The organism is Superficieibacter sp. (assembly GCF_032071645.1).
Lineage (GTDB): Bacteria > Pseudomonadota > Gammaproteobacteria > Enterobacterales > Enterobacteriaceae > Superficieibacter.
Window position 1 is genome coordinate 1 of the sequence record NZ_DAMAPU010000001.1, and the last position, 21,257, is coordinate 21,257.

Below are 21,257 nucleotides of genomic sequence, written 5' to 3' on the forward strand. Positions count from 1 at the left end.
GGGGGAGAGGGTGAGGGAGAGGCGTTGACGTGAGGGAAGGAGGATAAACGCCCCCTCACCCCGACCCTCTCCCTCAAGGGAGAGGGAGAAAACAGGACGTTACCCCGAACTCGATCTGTTCCCTCTCCCGGGGGAGAGGGTTAGGGAGAGGGCGTTGACGTGAGGGAAGGAGGATAAACGTCCCCCCCCCCCCCCCCCCCCCCCCCCCCCCCCCCGGAGAAAACAGGACGTTACCACGAACTCGGTTTTGGGGAGAGGGTCAGGGAGAGGGCGGAAACCCATCCCCCGCGCCACCACCCTCCCCGGTAAAGAGAGCAGAACGTGCCGCGTAAGGCCAATAACCATTATCTGGAGAATGGAAAAAAATGAGCATCAATAATACACCACTCATCTCCATCTATATGCCAACCTGGAACCGGCAGCAGTTGGCGATCCGCGCCATAAAATCGGTGCTGCGTCAGGATTACCCGCACTGGGAAATGCGCATTGTGGATGACTGCTCGGCGCAATTTGAACAGCTACAAAAGTTTGTCGAAGACCTTAACGATCCGCGTGTCAGCTACACCCGTAACGACTTCAATTCCGGGGCCTGCGCGGTGCGGAACCAGGCGATTATGCAAGCAAAAGGCCAGTACATTACCGGCATTGACGATGACGACGAGTGGACGCCGGAGCGCCTGAGCATTTTCCTGGAGCATAAACATCAACTGGTCACCCACGCGTTTTTGTATGCCAATGACTATGTCTGCGAAGGGGAAGTCTATGCGCAACCGGCCAGCCTGCCGCTGTATCCGAAATCACCTTTCTCGCGCAAGCTGTTCTACAAACGCAACATCATTGGCAATCAGGTGTTTACCCTGGCGTCGCGCTTCAAAGAGAGCCTGTTTGATACCGGGCTGAAGGCCGCCCAGGACTATGACATCTTTCTGCGCATGGTGGTGGAATACGGCGAGCCGTGGAAAGTGGAAGAGGCCACGCAAATTCTGCATGTGAATCACGGCGAAATGCAGATCACCTCCTCGCCAAAGAAATTTTCCGGCTATTTCCAGTTCTACCGCAAGCACAAAGACAAATTCGACCGCGCCAGCAAAAAATATCAGCTCTTCACGCTGTACCAGATCCGTAACAAACGGATGAACTGGCGCACGCTGTTGACGCTGTTTTCCGTGCGCAACGGTAAACGTCTGGCCGACGGCCTGCGGGGGAAGTGATGCTGCTGGAAGATTTACGCGCCAATAGCTGGAGCCTGCGCCCGTGCTGCATGGTCGTTGCCTACCGCATCGCTCATTTCTGCTCGGTGTGGCGCAAGAAAAACGTCATTAATAACCTGTGGGCCGCGCCGGTGCTGGTGGGGTATCGCCTGCTGACCGAATGCTTTTTCGGTTACGAAATTCAGGCCGCAGCCACCATCGGTCGCCGCTTCACCATTCACCACGGCTATGCGGTGGTGATCAATAAAAATGTGGTCGCCGGGGACGATTTCGTCGTGCGCCACGGCGTCACCATCGGCAATCGCGGGGCGGGAAATCTCGCCTGCCCGGTGATTGGCAACGGGGTGGAGCTGGGAGCCAACGTTATTATTACCGGCGACATCACCATCGGCAATAACGTCAGGATCGGCGCGGGCAGCGTCGTGCTCGACAGCGTGCCGGATGATGCGCTGGTGGTCGGTGAGAAAGCGCGCATAAAGGTCAGCCAATGAATATTCTGCAATTTAACGTTCGACTCGCCGAGGGCGGCGCGGCTGGCGTTGCGCTGGATCTGCACCAGCGGGCGCTGCAACAGGGGCTGCACTCGCGGTTTGTTTACGGCTACGGAAAGGGCGGCAAAAAAAGCGTCAGCCACGATAGCTATCCGAATGTCATCCGCCACACGCCGCGCCTGACGTCAATGGCGAACCTGGCGCTGTTTCGCCTGTTTAACCGCGATCTGTTTGGCAATCTGGATAACTTATACCGCACCGTTACCCGCAGCGAAGGGCCGGTGGTGCTGCACTTTCACGTCCTGCACAGCTACTGGCTGAACTTCGACCGGCTGGTGGATTTTTGCCAGCGGGTGAAGGCCCATAAGCCGGATGTGCGTATGGTCTGGACCCTGCACGATCACTGGAGCGTGACCGGGCGCTGCGCGTTTCTCGATGGCTGCGACGGCTGGAAAAGCGGCTGCAAACAGTGCCCGACGCTCGGCAACTATCCGCCGGTGAAGATCGATCGCGCGCATCAACTGGTGGAAAAGAAGCGCCTGCTGATCCACGAAATGCTCGCCCTCGGCTGCCAGTTTATTTCGCCGAGCCAGCACGTTGCCGACGCGTTCAATACGCTGTACGGCAAAGGCCGCTGCCGGATCATTAATAACGGCATCGACGTGGCGACGGAAGCGATTCTCTCCGGCCTGCCCACCGTCAACCCGGACGCCGGAAAGCCGAAAATTGCCGTGGTCGCGCATGATTTGCGCTACGACGGTAAAACCAATCAGCAACTGGTGCGGGAGGTGATTGCGCTGGACAACGCGCCGGAAGTCCACACCTTCGGTAAATTCTCGCCTTTCGAAGGTGCAAACGTCGTCAACCACGGCTTTCTCACCGACAAACGTCAATTAATGACCGAGCTGAACCAGATGGATGCGCTGCTGTTTACCTCGCGGGTGGATAACTATCCGCTGATCCTGTGCGAAGCGCTGTCGATTGGCGTGCCGGTGCTGGCGAGCCACAGCGACGCCGCGCGGGAAGTGCTGCAAAAATCCGGCGGCGTGACCCTGAGCGATGAGGAAATTTTGCGCCTCGTGCAGCACGGGCGCGAAGACATTACTGCGGCGGTTTTCAACGTCACCCATGACGCGTTCCATGAGCGCAGCCGGGTGGCCTATAGCGGACAACAGATGCTGGAGGAATATGTCTCGTTCTATCAGAATCTGTAGCTACCTGCTGCTGCCGCTGATCTACCTGCTGGTCAACGTAAAAATTGTCCAGCTCGGAGAGAGCTTCCCGGTAACGATCGTCACCTTCCTGCCGCTGTTGCTGCTGCTGTATATCGACAAAATCAGCATTAAAAAGCTGATGATTGCGCTGGGGGCCGGAGCAGGGCTGACGCTCTACAACTATCTGTTCGGGCAGTCGCTGGATGCCAGTAAGTACGTGACCTCGACCCTGCTGTTTGTCTACATCGTCATTATCATCGGCATGGTCTGGAGTATTCGCTTTAAAACCATTTCACCGCATAACCACCGCAAAATCCTGCGCTTCTTTTATCTTGTGGTGACGCTGGTGGTACTGCTCGCAGCAGCCGAAATGGCACAGATTATTCTGAGCGGCGGCAGTAGTTTAATTGAAATAATTTCGAAATATCTTATTTACAGTAATAGCTATGTATTGAACTTTATCAAATATGGCGGTAAACGCACCACCGCGTTATATTTTGAACCGGCGTTTTTCGCACTGGCATTAATCTCAATTTGGCTTAGCATCAAACAGTTTGGTATCAAAACACCAAAGACCGATGGTATGATTCTGGCAGGGATAGTTCTTTCAGGCTCATTTTCCGGGGTGATGACATTTATTCTGTTTTACCTGCTGGAATGGGCGTTTCAGTATCTGAACAAAGAGGCTATCCGCAAACGACTGCCGCTGGCGATTATCTCTCTGGCCATTTTCCTGGTCGGTGTATTTTTTGCCATGCCGTATATTTCAGGACGTCTCGGTGAATTAGGTACGGAAGGATCGTCGTCTTATTATCGCATCATTGGACCGCTGGTGATGGTGGGTTATTCATTAACCAATATTGATGGCGTAGTCAGATTCGGCTCACTTTATGAATATGTCGCATCATTCGGAATCTTTAACGGTGCGGACGTCGGAAAAACAATAGACAATGGCCTGTATCTGCTCATTATTTATTTTTCGTGGATCGCCGTATTTCTGACAGGATGGTATTTATTTAAAGTTGGAAGAATGGCGGTGCGAGCGTTCGGTAATAATCAGAATTATGGCGTTCAGTTGTATCTTTTTACGCCAGTATCGCTGTTTTTTACCGGTTCAATATTTAGCCCGGAATATGCGTTTTTAATCGTTTGTCCGTTTATTTTGCGTAAAGCACTGAATATCGTGCGCGCCTGATGAGGAAAGCCAGATGCTGTTAAGTGTAATTACCGTCGCCTTTCGTAACCACGACGGTGTGGTCAAAACGTGGCAGTCGCTGGCGCATCTGGCACGCGAAAAAGGCATTGAGTTTGAGTGGATCGTGGTTGATGGCGGCTCAGCTGACGGCACGGCGGAGTTCCTGGAAAACCTCAACGGTGAGTACAACTTACGCTACATCAGCGAGAAAGATCGCGGTATTTATGATGCGATGAATAAAGGCATTACCCTGGCGCAGGGCAAGTTTGCCATCTTCCTCAATTCCGGGGATATTTTCCACGCCGACGTCGGCCAGTTCGTCCGCCAGCTGACGGATAAAAAAGAAAATGCCATGTACATCGGCGATGCGCTGCTGGATTTTGGTGACGGCACGAAAGTTCGGCGCAGCGCGAAACGCGGCTGGTATATTTATCACAGCCTGCCCGCCAGTCATCAGGCGATCTTTTTCCCGCTGATGGGATTAAAAAATTATCCTTACGATCTGCAATATCGGGTGTCGTCAGATTATGCATTAGCCGCCAGACTGTATAAAAAAGGCTATAAGTTCGAGCGGATCCCCGGTCTGGTTTCAGAATTTTCAATGGGCGGGGTATCAACGTCCAATAATCTGGAATTATGCCGCGACGCCAGAAACGTCCAGCGCAATATTTTACGCGTGCCGGGCGTATTAGCGGAGTTATCTTATTTATTACGTTTGCGTACGACTGGCAAGACGAAAGCCTTATATAACAAACAGTAAATATACCCGTCATACTTCAAGTTGCCTGTGCGTTGGCTTTCCTCGCTCACCCTGGTCACTTACTGGAGTAAGCTCCCGGGGATGAGCTGCGTCGCCGCCTTCATCCAACTCGAATTATTTAGGGTATAAAAGGGTAAATAATGCAGGAATTAAATGGCTTCTCTGTGCCACGGGGTTTTCGCGGCGGTAATGCGCTGAAAGTGCAATTGTGGTGGGCGGTTCAGGCCACGCTTTTTGCCTGGTCACCGCAGGTATTGTATCGCTGGCGGGCATTTTTACTGCGTGCGTTTGGCGCGAAAATTGGTAAAGGCGTGGTTATTCGTCCGTCGGTAAAAATTACTTATCCGTGGAAACTGACGATTGGCGATTACGCCTGGGTCGGCGATGACGCGGTGCTGTATACGCTGGGCGATATTACGATTGGCGCAAATTCCGTGGTATCGCAGAAGTGTTATTTGTGTACCGGCAGTCACGATTATTCAAGTGCGCATTTTGATATTAACGCCACGCCAATTGTTATCGGCGAAAAATGCTGGCTGGCGACCGACGTATTTGTCGCGCCAGGGGTGACGATTGGCGACGCCACCGTGGTGGGCGCGCGCAGCAGCGTTTTTAAATCGCTTCCGGGCGGAATGATTTGCCGGGGCAACCCGGCGCAGGTAGTGCGGGAAAGGTAAATGCTTTTTCTGGGCAGAGATCGACGTCGCGAGCGCCCTCTCCCTAACCCTCTCCCCCAGGAGAGGGAACCGTCCGAGTGCGGGATGACGTCCGGTGCCGATTTTCTCCTTCTCCCCAGGAGAGGGGACCGTCTGGGGATAGCTTGAACGCCTTTCCCCCAACAGGGAAAAGTGCCGATTTTCTCCCTCTCCCTCGAGGGAGAGGGCCGGGGAGAGGGGGAGCGTTTGTCCACCTTCCCCCGCAACAGGGAAAGGGGAGCGTTTGTCCTCCCTCCCCACAAAACATGATTCAAAGGCCAACACGTTTAACATAGGAAACTTATTATGACTAAAGTTGCTCTCATTACCGGTGTTACCGGGCAGGATGGGTCTTATCTGGCAGAGCTGCTGCTGGAAAAAGGTTATGAGGTTCACGGTATTAAACGTCGCGCCTCCTCCTTTAACACCGAGCGCGTGGATCACATCTATCAGGATCCGCATACCACCAACCCGAAATTTCATCTGCATTACGGCGATCTGACCGACACCTCCAACCTGACGCGCATCCTTCAGGAAGTGCAGCCGGATGAAGTATATAACCTCGGTGCAATGAGCCATGTGGCGGTCTCCTTTGAGTCGCCGGAATATACCGCTGATGTTGATGCGATGGGCACCCTGCGCCTGCTGGAAGCCATCCGCTTCCTCGGTCTGGAAAAGAAAACCCGTTTCTATCAGGCGTCCACCTCTGAACTTTACGGTCTGGTGCAGGAAATTCCGCAGAAAGAAACCACGCCGTTCTACCCGCGCTCGCCGTATGCGGTCGCCAAACTGTACGCCTACTGGATCACCGTTAACTACCGTGAATCCTACGGCATGTATGCCTGCAACGGCATTCTGTTCAACCATGAATCCCCGCGTCGTGGCGAAACCTTCGTGACCCGCAAAATCACCCGCGCGATCGCCAACATCGCTCAGGGGCTGGAGTCCTGCCTGTACCTCGGCAACATGGATTCCCTGCGTGACTGGGGCCATGCCAAAGACTACGTCAAAATGCAGTGGATGATGCTCCAGCAGGAAAAACCGGAAGATTTCGTGATCGCGACCGGCGTGCAGTATTCAGTGCGTGAATTTGTGGAAATGGCGGCGGCCCAGCTCGGCATCAAACTGCGCTTTGAAGGCAAGGGCGTGGAAGAGAAGGGCATCGTGGTTTCCGTGACCGGTCATGACGCGCCGGGTGTGAAACCGGGCGATGTGATTATTGCCGTTGACCCGCGCTACTTCCGTCCGGCGGAAGTGGAAACCCTGCTTGGCGACCCGACCAAAGCGCATCAGGTGCTGGGCTGGAAACCGGAAACCACCCTACAGGAAATGGTTTCTGAGATGGTGGCAAAAGATCTGGAAGCGGCGAAGAAACATTCCCTGCTGAAGTCCCACGGTTACGAGGTTGCCATCGCGCTGGAGTCCTGAGCATGACCAGACAACGTATCTTTGTGGCCGGACATCGCGGCATGGTGGGATCGGCCATCGTGCGCCAGCTTGAACAGCGCGGTGATGTGGATCTGATCCTGCGCAGCCGCGATGAGCTGAATCTGCTGGACGCTGCGCAGGTGCAGCAGTTCTTCGCCCGCGAACGCATCGACCAGGTCTACCTGGCTGCGGCGAAGGTCGGCGGTATCGTGGCGAATAACACGTATCCGGCGGACTTCATCTACGAAAACATGATGATCGAGAGCAACATCATTCACGCGGCGCATCTTAACGACGTGAACAAGCTGCTGTTTCTCGGCTCATCCTGCATTTATCCAAAGCTGGCAAACCAGCCGATGGCGGAAAGCGAACTGCTTCAGGGCACGCTGGAACCGACTAACGAGCCGTATGCGATTGCCAAAATTGCCGGGATCAAGCTGTGCGAATCTTATAACCGCCAGTACGACCGCGACTATCGCTCGGTTATGCCGACCAATCTGTACGGGCCGAACGATAACTTTCACCCCAGCAATTCGCACGTTATTCCGGCGCTGCTGCGCCGTTTTCACGAGGCGACGCAGCAGGGCGCATCTGATGTGGTGGTCTGGGGCAGCGGGACGCCAATGCGCGAATTCCTTCACGTTGATGACATGGCTGCCGCCAGCATTCACGTTATGGAACTGGATCGCAGCGTCTGGCAGGAAAATACCGAGCCGATGCTGTCGCACATCAACGTCGGGACCGGGGTGGACTGCACCATCCGCGAACTGGCGCTGACGCTGGCGCAGGTGGTGGGCTTTAAAGGTCGGGTGGTGTTTGACGCCAGCAAGCCGGACGGCACGCCGCGCAAGCTGCTCGACGTGACGCGCCTGCATCAGCTCGGCTGGTTCCATGAAATCACGCTGGAGGCGGGCCTTGCCAGCACTTACCAGTGGTTTCTGGAAAATCAGCAGCGGTTCCGGGGGTAAATATGTTTCTCAGCGCTGAAGAGTTTGCCACCGTCGTTCGCGCCACGCCGCTGATCTCAATCGATCTGATTGTGGAGAACGAACGCGGCGAGTTTCTGCTTGGTCAGCGGACCAACCGTCCGGCGCAGGGTTACTGGTTCGTTCCCGGCGGACGCGTGCAGAAAGATGAACCGCTGAAGGAGGCGTTTGCGCGCCTGACGGAAGCGGAACTGGGCGTTAGCCTGCCGATGACGGCAGGCGAGTTTTATGGCGTCTGGCAGCATTTTTATGACGACAATTTTTCCGGGAACGGTTTTTCCACCCATTACATCGTCCTGGGTTTCCGCCTGCGGGTGGACGCCAGCACCCTGCGCCTGCCGCCGGATCAGCACAACGATTACCGTTGGCTGACGGCAGAGGCGCTGCTGGCAAGCGATAACGTGCACGATAACACCCGCGCGTATTTCCTCGCAGAACGCCAGGCGGGAGTGCCGGGACTATGAAGATCCTCGTTTACGGCATCAACTATTCGCCTGAACTGACCGGCATCGGCAAATACACCGGCGAAATGGTCGAGTGGATGGCGCGTCAGGGCCATGAGGTGCGGGTGATCACCGCCCCGCCTTATTACCCGGAATGGCAGGTCGGCGAGCATTACTCCGCCTGGCGCTATCGCCGTGAAAACGGCGCGGCCACCGTCTGGCGCTGCCCGCTGTACGTCCCGAAACAGCCTTCCACCCTCAAGCGGCTGATCCATCTGGGCAGCTTTGCGTTAAGCAGTCTGTTTCCGCTGCTGGCGCAGCGCCGCTGGAAGCCGGATCGCATTATCGGCGTGGTGCCGACGTTGTTCTGTACGCCGGGGATGCGCCTGCTGGCAAAGCTCTGCGGCGCGCGCACCGTGCTGCACATTCAGGATTATGAAGTCGATGCCATGCTCGGTCTGGGGATGGCGGGTAAGGGAAAAGGGGGCAAAGTTGCCCGGCTGGCGACGGCGTTTGAGCGCAGCAATCTGCTCGGCGTGGATGCGGTATCCACCATTTCCCGTTCAATGATCAACAAAGCGCAGGAAAAAGGCGTCGCGCCAGAGAAACTGATCTTTTTCCCCAACTGGTCTGAAGTGGCGCGTTTTCGCGATGTTGCTCCGGCAGACGTGGACGTCCTGCGCCAGCGACTGGGGCTTACCGGGGCGCAAAAAATCATTCTTTACTCCGGCAACATCGGCGAAAAGCAGGGGCTGGAGAACGTTATTGAAGCGGCGAATTTGCTGCGCGAACAGCCGTGGACGTTTGTGATCGTCGGGCAGGGCGGAGGTAAAGCGCGGCTGGAGAAAATGGTGGCGGAACGCGGCCTGACCAATATCCGCTTTTTGCCGCTGCAACCGTATGACGACCTGCCTGCGCTGCTGAAAATGGGCGACTGCCATCTGGTGATCCAAAAGCGCGGCGCGGCCGACGCGGTACTGCCCTCCAAACTCACCAATATTCTCGCGGTTGGCGGCAACGCGGTGATCACCGCCGAGCCGGAAACCGAACTGGGCCAGCTCTGCCGCACGTATCCCGGCATCGCGGTATGCGTCGAGCCGGAAGTGGTGACGGCGCTGGTTGCCGGAATTGAACAGGCGCTAACCCTGCCTGAGAGCAACACGGTGGCACGTGAATATGCCGAACGCACGCTCGAAAAAGACAACGTGCTAAGCCAATTTATTTCAGATATTCGGGATCACTAATATGAGTCAACCTACGCTCTATCCGGTCGTCATGGCGGGCGGAACCGGTAGCCGTTTATGGCCGCTTTCCCGCGTACTCTATCCCAAACAGTTCCTCTGCCTGAAAGGGGAACTGACCATGCTTCAGGCCACCATCAGCCGTCTGAACGGCGTGGAATGCCAAAGCCCGGTGGTGATCTGTAACGAGCAGCACCGGTTTATCGTCGCCGAGCAGCTGCGCCAGCTTAATAAGCTGACCGAAAACATCATTCTTGAACCGGCGGGCCGCAATACCGCGCCTGCTATCGCGCTGGCGGCACTGGCGGCCCAACGTAGTTCGCCGCAGGACGATCCGCTGCTGCTGGTGCTGGCGGCGGATCATATGATCCAGGACGAGGCGGCGTTTCGCGCGGCGGTCACCGCCTCCATTCCTCACGCCGAAGCGGGCAAGCTGGTGACCTTCGGCATCGTGCCGGATCTGCCGGAAACCGGCTACGGCTATATCCGGCGTGGCGACGCGGTGCCAGCAGATGCGGACAATCTGGCCTTTGCGGTCGCCCAGTTTGTCGAAAAACCGGATCTCGCCACCGCCCAGGCCTACGTCGCCAGCGGCGAGTATTACTGGAACAGCGGCATGTTCCTGTTCCGCGCGGGGCGTTACCTGGAGGAGCTGAAAAAGTTCCGCCCGGACATCCTGGAGGCGTGCGAGCGCTCAATGGCGACCGTCGATCCCGATCTGGATTTTATCCGCGTGGATGAAGCGGCGTTTCTCGCCTGCCCGGAAGAGTCGGTTGACTATGCGGTGATGGAGCGCACGGCGGATGCGGTGGTCGTCCCGATGGACGCGGGCTGGAGCGATGTCGGCTCCTGGTCGTCACTGTGGGAAATCAGCGCCCACACGCCGGAGGGAAACGTCCACCACGGCGACGTCATCAGCCACAACACCGAAAACAGCTACGTGTACGCTGAATCCGGTCTGGTGACGACGGTCGGCGTGAAAGATCTGGTGGTGGTGCAAACCAAAGACGCGGTGCTGATTGCTGACCGCCATCACGTGCAGGAAGTCAAAAAAGTGGTGGAGCAGATCAAAGCTGAAGGTCGCCATGAACACCACATTCACCGCGAAGTGTACCGTCCGTGGGGCAAATATGACTCTATCGACGCGGGCGACCGCTATCAGGTGAAGCGCATTACCGTCAAGCCGGGCGAGGGGTTATCCCTCCAGATGCACCATCACCGCGCGGAACACTGGGTGGTGGTGGCGGGCACCGCCAAAGTCACCATCAACGGCGACATCAAACTGCTCGGCGAAAACGAGTCGGTGTACATCCCGCTCGGCGCGGCGCACTGCCTGGAGAACCCCGGCAAAATCCCTCTCGACCTGATTGAAGTGCGTTCCGGCGCGTACCTCGAAGAGGACGACGTGGTGCGCTTTGCGGATCGCTACGGGCGGGTGTGAACCCTCATTAAAAGAAGAGAAAAATATGACCAAATTAACCTGTTTTAAAGCCTACGACATTCGCGGCAGGCTGGGCGAGGAGCTTAACGAAGAGATCGCCCGGCGGATTGGACGTGCGTACGGTGAATACCTGAAGCCGCAAACTATCGTCCTCGGCGGCGATGTGCGCCTGACCAGCGAAGCCTTAAAGCTGGCGCTGGCGGACGGCCTGCGCGATGCGGGCGTTGACGTGCTGGACATCGGTCTTTCCGGTACCGAAGAAATTTATTTTGCGACCTTCCACCTCGGGGTGGACGGCGGGATTGAAGTCACCGCCAGCCATAATCCGATGGATTACAACGGCATGAAGCTGGTGCGCAAGGGCGCGCGTCCGATTAGCGGCGATACCGGGCTGCGCGACGTACAGCGGCTGGCGGAAGCCAATGACTTCCCGCCGGTGGACGCGACTAAGCGCGGCAGCTACCGACAAATTGCCCTGCGCGATGCCTATATCGATCATCTGCTCGGCTATATCGACGTGAAAAATCTGACGCCGCTGAAGCTGGTGATCAACTCCGGCAACGGCGCGGCTGGCCCGGTGGTGGATGCCATCGAAGCGCGCTTCAACGCGCTGAACGTACCGGTAGAATTTATCAAAGTACATAACACCCCGGATGGCACTTTCCCCAACGGTATTCCTAACCCGCTGTTGCCGGAATGCCGCGACGACACGCGTAATGCGGTGATCGCTCACGGGGCGGATCTGGGGATTGCTTTCGACGGCGATTTTGACCGCTGCTTCCTGTTTGACGAAAACGGGCAGTTTATTGAGGGCTACTACATTGTCGGCCTGCTGGCGGAAGCGTTTCTGGAAAAACACCCTGGCGCGAAAATCATCCACGATCCGCGTCTGTCCTGGAACACGGTGGACGTGGTCAGCGCGGCGGGCGGCGTGCCGGTGATGTCGAAAACCGGCCATGCGTTTATTAAGGAGCGGATGCGCGAAGAAGACGCCATTTACGGCGGCGAAATGAGCGCTCATCACTATTTCCGCGACTTCGCCTACTGCGACAGCGGGATGATCCCGTGGCTGCTGGTGACTGAACTGCTGTGCCTGAAAGGGCAGATGCTGGGCGAGCTGGTACGCGACCGGATGGCGGCATTCCCGGCGAGCGGCGAGATCAACAGCAAACTGGCGGACCCGGCGACGGCGATTGCCCGCGTCGAACAGCATTTTGCTCCGCAGGCGCTGGAGACCGATCGCACCGATGGATTAAGCCTGACCTTTGCCGACTGGCGCTTCAATCTGCGCTCGTCCAACACCGAGCCGGTGGTGCGTCTGAATGTGGAATCGCGCGGCGATACCGCCCTGATGCAGGCGCGGACTGAGGCTATTCTGGCGCTGCTGAACCAGTAAGGGGCGGGGACGCCCTCTCCCTGACCCTCTCCCCCAGGGAGAGGGAACAGGCCGCGTTTGTGGTTAAGCCCGATGCCGGCTTCCTCCCTCTCCCTTGAGGGAGAGGGCCGGGGAGAGGGGGAGCGTTTAGCCTCCTTCCCCGCAAAAGGGACCGGGGCTGCTTAGCAGAGGGCCGGGGAGAGGGGGAGCATTTAACCTCCTTCCCCGCAAAAGTGACCGGGGCTGCTTAGCAGAGGGCCGGGGAGAGGGGGAGCGTTTAACCTCCTTCCCCGCAAAAGGGACCGGGGCTGCTTACCAGAAGACCGGGGAGAGGGGTTAACAACCTAACCCAACGCAAGGGAACACAAAGGAACAACGATGACGACTCTAACAAAGCGCGAGCGAGCCAAAACGAATGCATCGTTAATCTCAATGGTGCAGCGATTTTCTGACATCACCATCATGTTCGGTGGGCTATGGGTGGTTTGCCAGGTCAGCGCGCTGCCGTTTTTGTACATGCATCTGCTGATGGCGTTGGTCACGTTGGTGGTCTTCCAGATGATTGGCGGCATGACCGACTTTTACCGTTCATGGCGCGGCGTGCGGATGACCACCGAACTGCTGTTACTGCTACAGAACTGGACCCTGAGCCTGATCTTCGCCACAGGCTTAATGGCCTTCAACGATGATTTCGACCACAGCTTTATCACCCTGGTGTCGTGGTATCTGCTGAGCACCTTCGGCATGGTTTCCTGCCGGACGATGATCCGCTTTGGCGCAGGCTGGCTGCGTAATCTGGGCTATAACTCGCGCCGGGTGGCGGTAGCGGGTGAGCTTCCGGCAGGCCAGGCGCTGATGCAAAGCTTCCGTAACCAGCCGTGGCTGGGCTATGACGTGGTGGGAACCTATCACAACAACGCCGCCAGCGAGCGCGAAGGCGATTTAAGCCAGCTGGTTGAAGACGCGCGGGCCGGGAAAATCCACAACATCTATATCGCCATGCCGATGCAGGAAGAGGCCGGGATCAAAAATCTGGTGCGCGAGCTGGCGGATACCACCTGCTCGGTGATCCTGATCCCCGATCTGTTCACGTTTAACATCCTCCATTCGCGGGTAGAAGAGGTGAACGGCGTGCCGGTTGTGCCGCTGTATGACACGCCGCTGTCCGGCATCAACCGCATCCTCAAGCGGCTGGAGGACATCGTGCTGGCAACGCTGATCCTGCTGCTGATCTCCCCGGCGCTGTGCTGCATCGCGCTGGCGGTCAAACTCACCTCGCCGGGACCGGTGATCTTCCGCCAGACCCGCTACGGCATGGACGGCAAGCCCATTATGGTGTGGAAATTCCGCTCAATGCGGGTGATGGAGAACGATGCGGTCGTCACCCAGGCGACGCAGAACGATCCGCGCGTTACGCCGGTGGGTAACTTCCTGCGCCGCACCTCGCTCGATGAACTGCCGCAGTTTATCAACGTGCTGACCGGCGGGATGTCGATTGTGGGACCGCGTCCGCACGCCGTGGCGCATAACGAGCAGTACCGGGCGCTGATTGAAGGCTACATGCTGCGCCATAAAGTTAAACCCGGCATCACCGGCTGGGCGCAGATCAACGGCTGGCGCGGCGAAACCGACACCCTCGAAAAAATGGAAAAACGAATTGAGTTCGATCTGGAGTACATCCGCGAATGGAGCCTGTGGTTCGACATCAAGATCGTCTTCCTGACGGTGTTCAAAGGCTTTGTGAACAAAGCGGCCTACTGAGGAACAGTTGATGAGCTTACGGCAAAAAACCCTCAGCGGCGCAAAATGGTCGGCGCTGGCTACGGTGATTATCATCGGGCTGGGGCTGATTCAGATGACGGTGCTGGCGCGTATTTTCGACAATCACCAGTTTGGTTTGCTGACGGTATCGCTGGTGATCATCGCGCTCGCCGATACGCTTTCCGATTTTGGTATTGCCAACTCGATTATCCAGCGTAAAGCGATCGATTATCGCGAACTGACCACGCTTTACTGGCTGAACGTGATGCTGGGGATCGGCGTGTTCATCAGCGTCTTTTTGCTCAGTGACGTGATTGCCGGGGCGTTGCACAACCCGGATTTAGCGCCGCTGATCAAAACGCTGTCGCTGGCTTTTGTCGTGACGCCGCACGGCCAGCAGTTTCGCGCCCTGATGCAAAAAGAGCTGGAGTTTAACAAGATCGGCTCGATTGAGACGCTCTCGGTACTGGCGGGATTTACCTTCACGGTGATCAGCGCGCAGTACTGGCCACTCGCCATGACCGCCATTCTGGGTTATCTGGTGAACAGCCTGGTGCGCACTCTGCTGTTCGGCTGGTTCGGGCGCAAAATTTATCGCCCTGGCCTGCATTTTTCGCTGCGCTCGGTCGCGCCGAATCTGCGCTTTGGCGCGTGGCTGACGGCGGACAGCATCATCAACTACGTCAATACTAACCTGTCCACCCTGGCGCTGGCGCGCATTCTGGGGGCCAGCGCGGCGGGCGGCTATAACCTCGCGTGGAACGTCGCGGTGGTACCGCCGATGAAACTCAACCCGATCATCACCCGCGTGCTGTTCCCGGCGTTTGCCAAAATTCAGGACGACACCGCAAAGCTGCGCGTCAACTTCTACAAACTGCTGTCGGTCGTGGGGATCATCAACTTCCCGGCGCTGCTGGGGCTGATGGTGGTTTCTGAAAACTTCGTCCTGCTGGTGTTTGGTGAGAAGTGGGTGGGCATCGTGCCGGTGCTGCAACTGCTGTGCATCGTCGGCCTGCTGCGCTCGGTGGGCAACCCCATTGGCTCACTGCTGATGGCGCGGGCGCGGGTCGATCTCAGCTTTAAATTCAACGTCTTTAAAACCTTCCTGTTTATCCCGGCGATCCTGATCGGCGGTCATCTGGCGGGCGTTATCGGCGTGACGCTGGGCTTTTTGCTGGTGCAGATCCTCAACACCATCCTGAGCTATTTCGTGATGATTAAACCGGTGGTTGGGCCGAGCTATCGCCAGTATCTGCAAAGCCTGTGGCTGCCGCTGCGTTTATCGCTGCCGACGCTCGTTACCAGCTATGGCCTCGGTGAATTGCTGAGCGGGCGGCTCTCTCTGCCGCTGCTGTTCGCCGCGCAGGTCGCCATTGGGGTGATGAGTTTTGCGCTGGTGCTGGTGCTTTCACGCAACAGCCTGGTGGTGGAAATGAAAAAACCGTTTTGCCGCAGCGAGAGAGTAAAAACCCTGCTGCGGGCGCATTAATCAATAAATAACGACTGACAACCCCTTTCAGAGGCGAGAATGAAATTATTAATTTTGGGTAATCACACCTGTGGAAACCGTGGTGACAGCGCCATTATGCGTGGCCTGATTGATGCGATTTATCATCAACAGCCGGATGCGGATCTGGATGTGATGAGCCGTTTTCCGATCAGCTCGTCGTGGCTCCAGGGCCGGACGATTCTGGCCGATCCTTTGTACCAGCTAAGCCAGAAACAGCAGGCCGCGCCGGGCATGAGCGGGCGGGTCAAAAAGATCCTTCGTCGCCGCTATCAGCACAAGGTGCTGCTGGCAAAAGCGACCGGCGAAGGCCAGTTGCGTAATTTCCGCCTCGCGCCGGAATTCGACGACTTTGCGCGCTTTATGGAAAAATACGACGCCATTATCCAGGTCGGCGGCTCTAACTATGTTGACCTCTACGGTCTGACCCATTTCGAATATCCGTTCTGCGCGTTTATGGCGAAAAAGCCGATTTATATGGTCGGTCACAGCGTCGGTCCGTTCCAGAACCCGGACTTTAACCAACTGGCGAACTACGTTTTCGCCCGCACCGATGCGCTGATCTTACGCGAAACCGTCAGCCGTGATTTGATGGAAAAAAGTTCGATTGATACCCGCAAAGTGGAGCAGGGCGTGGATACCGCCTGGCTGGTGGATCGTCGCACTGACACCTTCACCCCTGGTTATGCCGTTCAGCACTGGCTGGACATCGTGCGCCAGCAAAAAACCGTCGCCATTACCCTGCGCGAACTGGAGCCTTTCGACAAGCGTCTCGGCACCACCCAGCAGGCTTATGAACAGGCGTTTGCCGAAGTGGTTGACCGCCTGATGGAAGACGGTTATCAGGTGCTGGTGCTCTCAACCTGTACCAGTATCGACCGCTATAACCGCGACGACCGGATGGTGGCGCTGCGCATGGCGCAGTATGTGAAACATCCTGAGCAACTGCACATCGCGATGGACGAACTCAACGACGTGGAGCTGGGTAAGATCCTCGCGGAATGCGACCTGACCATCGGCACGCGCCTGCACTCGGCGATCATTTCCATGAACTTTGGCACGCCTGCCATCGCCATCAACTACGAACACAAATCTGCCGGGATCATGCAGCAACTGGGGATGCCGGAAATGGCGATTGATATCCGCCATCTGCTTGACGGGTCGATGAAAGGCGTAGTCGCGGACATCCTCGCTCAGCTCCCCGCGCTCGGCGAAAAAGTAGAACATGCCGTCGCCCGCGAGCGGGAAAAAGGCTTCGCGATGATCGAATCGGTGCTGGCACGGATCCGGGGGGCACAATGAAGGTCGGCTTCTTTCTGCTGAAATTTCCGCTGTCGTCCGAGACTTTCGTACTGAATCAGATCGTCGCGTTTATCGATATGGGATATGAGGTGGAGATCGTCGCGCTGCAAAAGGGGGATTTACAGAACACCCATCCCGCTTTTCATGAATACCGGCTGGCGGAGAAAACCCGCTGGTTGCAGGACGAGCCGCAGGGCAGGCTGGCAAAACTGCGCCACCGCGCCTGGCGCACGGTAAAAGGCGTTTACCGGCCCGCCACCTGGCGGGCGCTGAACCTGCGGCGCTATGGCGATGAGGCGCGCAACCTGATCCTGCCTGCGATCTGTGCCACCGCGCCGCGCGGCTTACATGCCGATGTGTATATCGCGCACTTTGGCCCGGCGGGGGTGACTGCCAGCCGGTTACGCGAGCTGGGAGTGATCGACGGTAAAATTGCCACCGTATTTCACGGCATCGACATCTCAAGCCGCGACGTACTGGCACGCTACACCCCGCAATATCGCCAGCTATTTCGCTCCGGCGATGTGATGCTGCCGATCAGCGAATTATGGGCGCAGCGCCTGCGCACCATGGGCTGCCCGCCGGAAAAAGTTCAGGTGTCGCGGATGGGCGTGGATATGCAGCGCTTTTCCCGTCGCCCGCTCAGAGCGCCGGGCGAGACGCTCAATATTATTTCCGTGGCGCGACTGACCGAGAAAAAAGGGCTGCACGTCGCCATTGACGCCTGCCGACTGCTCAGGGCGCAGGGGGTTAATTTTCGCTACCGCATTCTTGGCCCCGGTCCGTGGGAGCGCCGACTGCGCGCGCTGATCGAACAGCATCAACTGGAAGACGTGGTGGAGCTGTGCGGTTTTCGTCCCGGTCATGAAGTGAAAGTCATGCTGGATGAGGCCGACGTGTTTTTACTGCCGTCGATCACCGGCAGCGACGGCGACATGGAGGGCATCCCGGTGGCGCTGATGGAAGCGATGGCGGTGGGGATTCCGGTTGTTTCCACCGTTCACAGCGGCATCCCGGAACTGATCGACAGCGGCGAGTCCGGCTGGCTGGTGGCCGAGAACGACGCTACCGCGCTTGCCGCACGGCTGGCCGCCTTCAAAACGCTCAACGGCGAAGCGCTGCTGCCAGTGCTTAACCGCGCCCGCCAGAAAGTCGAAACTGAATTCAACCAGCAGGTGATTAATCAACGGCTCGCCAGCCTGCTGCAATCGCTTTAATACAGAGGTTTTATGGGTAAACATCCGCAGGAACTCTCCCGACGTCATTTTCTTTCGGCGGGCACTGCGCTTGCCGCACTGCCTCTGCTTCACAGCCCACTGGTCAGGGCCGTTGACACCAAAAAAACGGTCGATGTCCGCGATTTCAATACCGGCAATGACTGGATCCGCGCGTTTAAGCTGGCTTTCGCCGCAGGGCAGACCGTCGAAGTGCCCGCGGGACTGGTCTGCGAGAACATCAACGCCAGCATTCTGATGCCGCCGGGTAAAACCCTGCATCTGCGCGGAGTGTTAAAAGGCAACGGGCGCGGACGATTCGCCCTTCAGGACGGCTGTAAAATCATCGGCGAGCCGGGCAGCAGCCTGTATAACGTTATGCTTGACGTGCGCGGATCGGACTGCGCGATCGCGGGCGTCACCATGAGCGGCTACGGCCCGGTCACGCAGATTATGATCGGCAGTAAAAAACCGCGCATTATGCGTAACCTCACCATTGATAACATCACTATCACCAAAGCCAACTACGGCATCCTGCGGCAGGGTTATCACGACACCGTCACCCACGCGCGGATCACTCACAGCCACTTTAGCCACCTTCAGGGCGACGCCATCGAATGGAACGTGGCGATCAACGACCACGACATTCTCATCTCCGATCATGTGATTGAACATATCGACTGCACCAACGGCAAAATTAACTGGGGAATTGGCATCGGGCTGGCGGGCAGCACCTATGACAACAGCTACCCGGAAGACCAGGCGGTGAAAAATTTCGTTGTCGCCAATATCACTGGCAGCCATTGCCGCCAGTTAGTTCACGTCGAGAACGGCAAACACTTTGTCATCCGCAACGTTAAAGCCCGCGATATCACCCCGGAATACAGTAAAAACGCCGGAATTGATAATGCGACGGTAGCAATTTATGGCTGTGATAATTTCATTATTGATAATATCGATATGCAAAATAGCGCCGGAATGCTTATCGGCTACGGCGTAATAAAGGGCAACTATCTCTCCATCCCGCAGAACTTCCGCCTTAATAACATCCACATTAATAACGGCGACCTGCCGTGGAAGCTGCGCGGCATCCAGATCTCCTCCGGCAATGCCACCTCGTTTGTCTCCATCACTAACCTCACCACCCGGCGCGCCTCGCTGGAGTTTCACAACAAACCGCAGCATCTTTTTATGCGCAATATCAGCGTGATGCAGGAAGCCCGGCGCGGCCCGGCGTTAAAGCTGAACTTCGATCTGCGCAAAGATGTGCGCGGCAAATTTATGGCCCGCGACGACACGCTCCTTTCACTGGCGAACATCAAGGCTGTCAATGAGAAAGGGGAAAGCTCGGTGGATATTGACCGGGTGGATCAGCATGTAGCGCGGGTGGAAGGGTTGAACTTTAAGCTGCCGGGGCGGTGATTTGCGATTATTCCTGGAGGCAGACCGGCTCGCTTAGGAATTTGTCCAGGGTATTCATCTGTCGTAAGGCGTATCATCTTAAAACTGGCTGGATAAAACATTTTTAGAGTCTATAATTCACAAATCATTTATAGGTGGAAGAAATAATGATTAATTTGAAAGCGGTTATACCGGTAGCGGGTCTGGGGATGCACATGTTGCCTGCTACTAAGGCCATTCCTAAAGAAATGCTGCCGATTGTCGACAAACCTATGATTCAGTACATCGTCGACGAGATTGTTGCTGCAGGGATCAAAGAGATCGTTCTGGTCACTCACTCTTCCAAAAACGCCGTTGAAAACCACTTTGACACGTCCTATGAACTGGAAGCTTTGCTGGAGCAGCGCGTTAAGCGTCAGCTGCTGGCGGAAGTACAGTCCATCTGCCCTCCGGGCGTGACCATTATGAACGTGCGTCAGGCTCAGCCACTTGGCCTCGGCCATTCGATTCTTTGCGCTCAACCGATTATCGGCGATAATCCTTTCGTCGTCGTGCTGCCGGATATTATCCTGGATAACGCCAGCGCCGACCCGCTGCGTTATAACCTGGCCGCTATGGTGGCACGTTTTAAAGAAACGGGCCGTAGCCAGGTTCTTGCAAAACGTATGGAAGGCGATCTGTCTGAATATTCCGTCATTCAGACCAAAGAGCCGCTGGATAATGAAGGTAATGTAAGCCGCATCGTTGAGTTTATTGAAAAACCCGATCAGCCGCAGACGCTGGAATCCGATCTGATGGCCGTTGGCCGCTATGTTCTTTCAGCCGATATCTGGCCAGAACTGGAACATACCGAAGCCGGTGCCTGGGGGCGTATTCAACTGACCGACGCCATCGCGCAACTCGCTAAGAAACAGTCCGTTGATGCGATGCTGATGACCGGCGACAGCTACGACTGCGGTAAAAAAATGGGCTACATGAAGGCATTTGTTAATTACGGTCTTCGCAACCTGAAAGAAGGTGCGAAATTCCGTGACAGCATTAAAAAGTTGCTTAATGCAGGATAACTAATACCCCTGACAGCCCGAGGGTAATCCAGACCAACGACGGCAGTGAAATTATGATGTTTGAGAATTTACTCACATCATGATTTCACTGCCGTTTTGTTTTTGCTTTATCAATCAATAACTAAAAATGGTAGGCTTAGACATATTTTTTATTATGTAGATTAAGAATTTTCTTGTCTCAAATGTAAATTCATATAACATTGAAGCAGATGTTGATGAAGGATTTAGTGTGCCTGTTGCGTGCCGGGAAGCGGCGCGCGCTGCATACGCGCGGGTGAGGTTACAGTGGACTGGTAGCTGTTGAGCCAGGGGCGGTAGCGTATGTGCTCAATATAAATTGGAAACAGGAAGTATATTCAAAAAAGAAGCTTTAAATAATTTTGGGAAGAAATTAGCGGGGCCGAGAGTCAAAACTAGTTGGTTGTAGCTACTTTCAGTAAGCTACAAAGGGGACATAAAAAAACTATCTATTTATTAATCAAGGCGATGAGCTAGAATAGCTGTCTCCATACTGGAAAGTGTGTACAA

Annotated in this window: 18 protein-coding genes; all 18 read left to right on the forward strand. The window is 56.2% G+C overall.

From position 1 onward, the window contains the following. The first annotated feature begins 371 nt into the window (after positions 1-371). On the forward strand, positions 372-1,211 hold the full coding sequence (wcaA, locus tag RT197_RS00005; RefSeq protein WP_312947527.1) for a colanic acid biosynthesis glycosyltransferase WcaA: 840 nt from the start codon (positions 372-374) through the stop codon (positions 1,209-1,211). Positions 1,212-1,213: 2 nt separating this feature from the next. Next, positions 1,214-1,702, forward strand: a complete 489-nt coding sequence (wcaB, locus tag RT197_RS00010) for a colanic acid biosynthesis acetyltransferase WcaB (RefSeq protein WP_312947530.1) — start codon at positions 1,214-1,216, stop codon at positions 1,700-1,702. Further along, positions 1,699-2,916 (forward strand): colanic acid biosynthesis glycosyltransferase WcaC, encoded by a 1,218-nt coding sequence (gene wcaC, locus RT197_RS00015; protein WP_312946048.1) that lies wholly within the window; start codon positions 1,699-1,701, stop codon positions 2,914-2,916. The genes wcaB and wcaC overlap by 4 nt, the downstream gene beginning before the upstream one ends. Next, entirely contained in the window at positions 2,891-4,111 is a 1,221-nt protein-coding gene (wcaD, locus tag RT197_RS00020) for a colanic acid polymerase WcaD (RefSeq protein WP_312946051.1), read from the forward strand. The genes wcaC and wcaD overlap by 26 nt, the downstream gene beginning before the upstream one ends. Positions 4,112-4,124: 13 nt before the next feature. Next, positions 4,125-4,871, forward strand: coding sequence for a colanic acid biosynthesis glycosyltransferase WcaE (gene wcaE, locus RT197_RS00025; RefSeq protein ID WP_312946054.1), 747 nt, complete (start codon positions 4,125-4,127; stop codon positions 4,869-4,871). A gap of 140 nt (positions 4,872-5,011) precedes the next feature. Further along, positions 5,012-5,548, forward strand: coding sequence for a colanic acid biosynthesis acetyltransferase WcaF (wcaF, locus tag RT197_RS00030; protein WP_312946057.1), 537 nt, complete (start codon positions 5,012-5,014; stop codon positions 5,546-5,548). Positions 5,549-5,872: 324 nt separating this feature from the next. Next, positions 5,873-6,994 carry a GDP-mannose 4,6-dehydratase gene (gmd, locus tag RT197_RS00035; protein ID WP_312946060.1) on the forward strand — a complete coding sequence of 374 codons (1,122 nt, stop codon included), beginning with the start codon at positions 5,873-5,875 and terminating at the stop codon, positions 6,992-6,994. Between the two features lie 2 nt (positions 6,995-6,996). Next, the gene (locus tag RT197_RS00040; RefSeq protein WP_312946062.1) at positions 6,997-7,962 is read left to right on the forward strand and encodes a GDP-L-fucose synthase; all 966 of its coding nucleotides are present in this window, start codon (positions 6,997-6,999) and stop codon (positions 7,960-7,962) included. A gap of 2 nt (positions 7,963-7,964) precedes the next feature. After that, positions 7,965-8,444 carry a GDP-mannose mannosyl hydrolase gene (locus tag RT197_RS00045; RefSeq protein ID WP_312946064.1) on the forward strand — a complete coding sequence of 160 codons (480 nt, stop codon included), beginning with the start codon at positions 7,965-7,967 and terminating at the stop codon, positions 8,442-8,444. After that, on the forward strand, positions 8,441-9,667 hold the full coding sequence (gene wcaI, locus RT197_RS00050; protein ID WP_312946066.1) for a colanic acid biosynthesis fucosyltransferase WcaI: 1,227 nt from the start codon (positions 8,441-8,443) through the stop codon (positions 9,665-9,667). The genes RT197_RS00045 and wcaI overlap by 4 nt, the downstream gene beginning before the upstream one ends. Before the next feature lies 1 nt (position 9,668). Beyond that, positions 9,669-11,105: a mannose-1-phosphate guanyltransferase gene (gene cpsB, locus RT197_RS00055; RefSeq protein WP_312946068.1), complete on the forward strand. Its 1,437-nt coding sequence runs from the start codon at positions 9,669-9,671 to the stop codon at positions 11,103-11,105. A 25-nt stretch (positions 11,106-11,130) separates the two neighbouring features. Then, positions 11,131-12,501, forward strand: a complete 1,371-nt coding sequence (cpsG, locus tag RT197_RS00060) for a colanic acid biosynthesis phosphomannomutase CpsG (protein ID WP_312946069.1) — start codon at positions 11,131-11,133, stop codon at positions 12,499-12,501. A gap of 357 nt (positions 12,502-12,858) precedes the next feature. After that, positions 12,859-14,241 carry an undecaprenyl-phosphate glucose phosphotransferase gene (gene wcaJ / locus RT197_RS00065; RefSeq protein WP_312946070.1) on the forward strand — a complete coding sequence of 461 codons (1,383 nt, stop codon included), beginning with the start codon at positions 12,859-12,861 and terminating at the stop codon, positions 14,239-14,241. A gap of 10 nt (positions 14,242-14,251) precedes the next feature. Beyond that, positions 14,252-15,730 (forward strand): MOP flippase family protein, encoded by a 1,479-nt coding sequence (locus RT197_RS00070; protein WP_312946072.1) that lies wholly within the window; start codon positions 14,252-14,254, stop codon positions 15,728-15,730. A 39-nt stretch (positions 15,731-15,769) separates the two neighbouring features. Then, positions 15,770-17,050, forward strand: a complete 1,281-nt coding sequence (gene wcaK, locus RT197_RS00075) for a colanic acid biosynthesis pyruvyl transferase WcaK (RefSeq protein WP_312946073.1) — start codon at positions 15,770-15,772, stop codon at positions 17,048-17,050. Then, a complete protein-coding gene (wcaL, locus tag RT197_RS00080) occupies positions 17,047-18,267 on the forward strand; it encodes a colanic acid biosynthesis glycosyltransferase WcaL (protein WP_312946074.1) in 1,221 nt (406 codons plus the stop codon). The genes wcaK and wcaL overlap by 4 nt, the downstream gene beginning before the upstream one ends. A gap of 12 nt (positions 18,268-18,279) precedes the next feature. Beyond that, positions 18,280-19,686, forward strand: a complete 1,407-nt coding sequence (gene wcaM, locus RT197_RS00085; protein WP_312946076.1) for a colanic acid biosynthesis protein WcaM — start codon at positions 18,280-18,282, stop codon at positions 19,684-19,686. Between the two features lie 146 nt (positions 19,687-19,832). Beyond that, entirely contained in the window at positions 19,833-20,729 is an 897-nt protein-coding gene (gene galF / locus RT197_RS00090; protein WP_312946078.1) for a UTP--glucose-1-phosphate uridylyltransferase GalF, read from the forward strand. Positions 20,730-21,257 lie beyond the last annotated feature (528 nt).

Bases quoted from the DNA above. Each gene is read 5' to 3' on its own strand.
- wcaC (WP_312946048.1), top strand. From the start codon at position 1,699: ATGAATATTCTGCAATTTAACGTTCGACTCGCCGAGGGCGGCGCGGCT.
- wcaD (WP_312946051.1), top strand. From the start codon at position 2,891: ATGTCTCGTTCTATCAGAATCTGTAGCTACCTGCTGCTGCCGCTGATC.
- wcaE (WP_312946054.1), top strand. From the start codon at position 4,125: ATGCTGTTAAGTGTAATTACCGTCGCCTTTCGTAACCACGACGGTGTG.
- wcaF (WP_312946057.1), top strand. From the start codon at position 5,012: ATGCAGGAATTAAATGGCTTCTCTGTGCCACGGGGTTTTCGCGGCGGT.
- gmd (WP_312946060.1), top strand. From the start codon at position 5,873: ATGACTAAAGTTGCTCTCATTACCGGTGTTACCGGGCAGGATGGGTCT.
- RT197_RS00040 (WP_312946062.1), top strand. From the start codon at position 6,997: ATGACCAGACAACGTATCTTTGTGGCCGGACATCGCGGCATGGTGGGA.
- RT197_RS00045 (WP_312946064.1), top strand. From the start codon at position 7,965: ATGTTTCTCAGCGCTGAAGAGTTTGCCACCGTCGTTCGCGCCACGCCG.
- wcaI (WP_312946066.1), top strand. From the start codon at position 8,441: ATGAAGATCCTCGTTTACGGCATCAACTATTCGCCTGAACTGACCGGC.
- cpsB (WP_312946068.1), top strand. From the start codon at position 9,669: ATGAGTCAACCTACGCTCTATCCGGTCGTCATGGCGGGCGGAACCGGT.
- cpsG (WP_312946069.1), top strand. From the start codon at position 11,131: ATGACCAAATTAACCTGTTTTAAAGCCTACGACATTCGCGGCAGGCTG.
- wcaJ (WP_312946070.1), top strand. From the start codon at position 12,859: ATGACGACTCTAACAAAGCGCGAGCGAGCCAAAACGAATGCATCGTTA.
- RT197_RS00070 (WP_312946072.1), top strand. From the start codon at position 14,252: ATGAGCTTACGGCAAAAAACCCTCAGCGGCGCAAAATGGTCGGCGCTG.
- wcaK (WP_312946073.1), top strand. From the start codon at position 15,770: ATGAAATTATTAATTTTGGGTAATCACACCTGTGGAAACCGTGGTGAC.
- wcaL (WP_312946074.1), top strand. From the start codon at position 17,047: ATGAAGGTCGGCTTCTTTCTGCTGAAATTTCCGCTGTCGTCCGAGACT.
- wcaM (WP_312946076.1), top strand. From the start codon at position 18,280: ATGGGTAAACATCCGCAGGAACTCTCCCGACGTCATTTTCTTTCGGCG.
- galF (WP_312946078.1), top strand. From the start codon at position 19,833: ATGATTAATTTGAAAGCGGTTATACCGGTAGCGGGTCTGGGGATGCAC.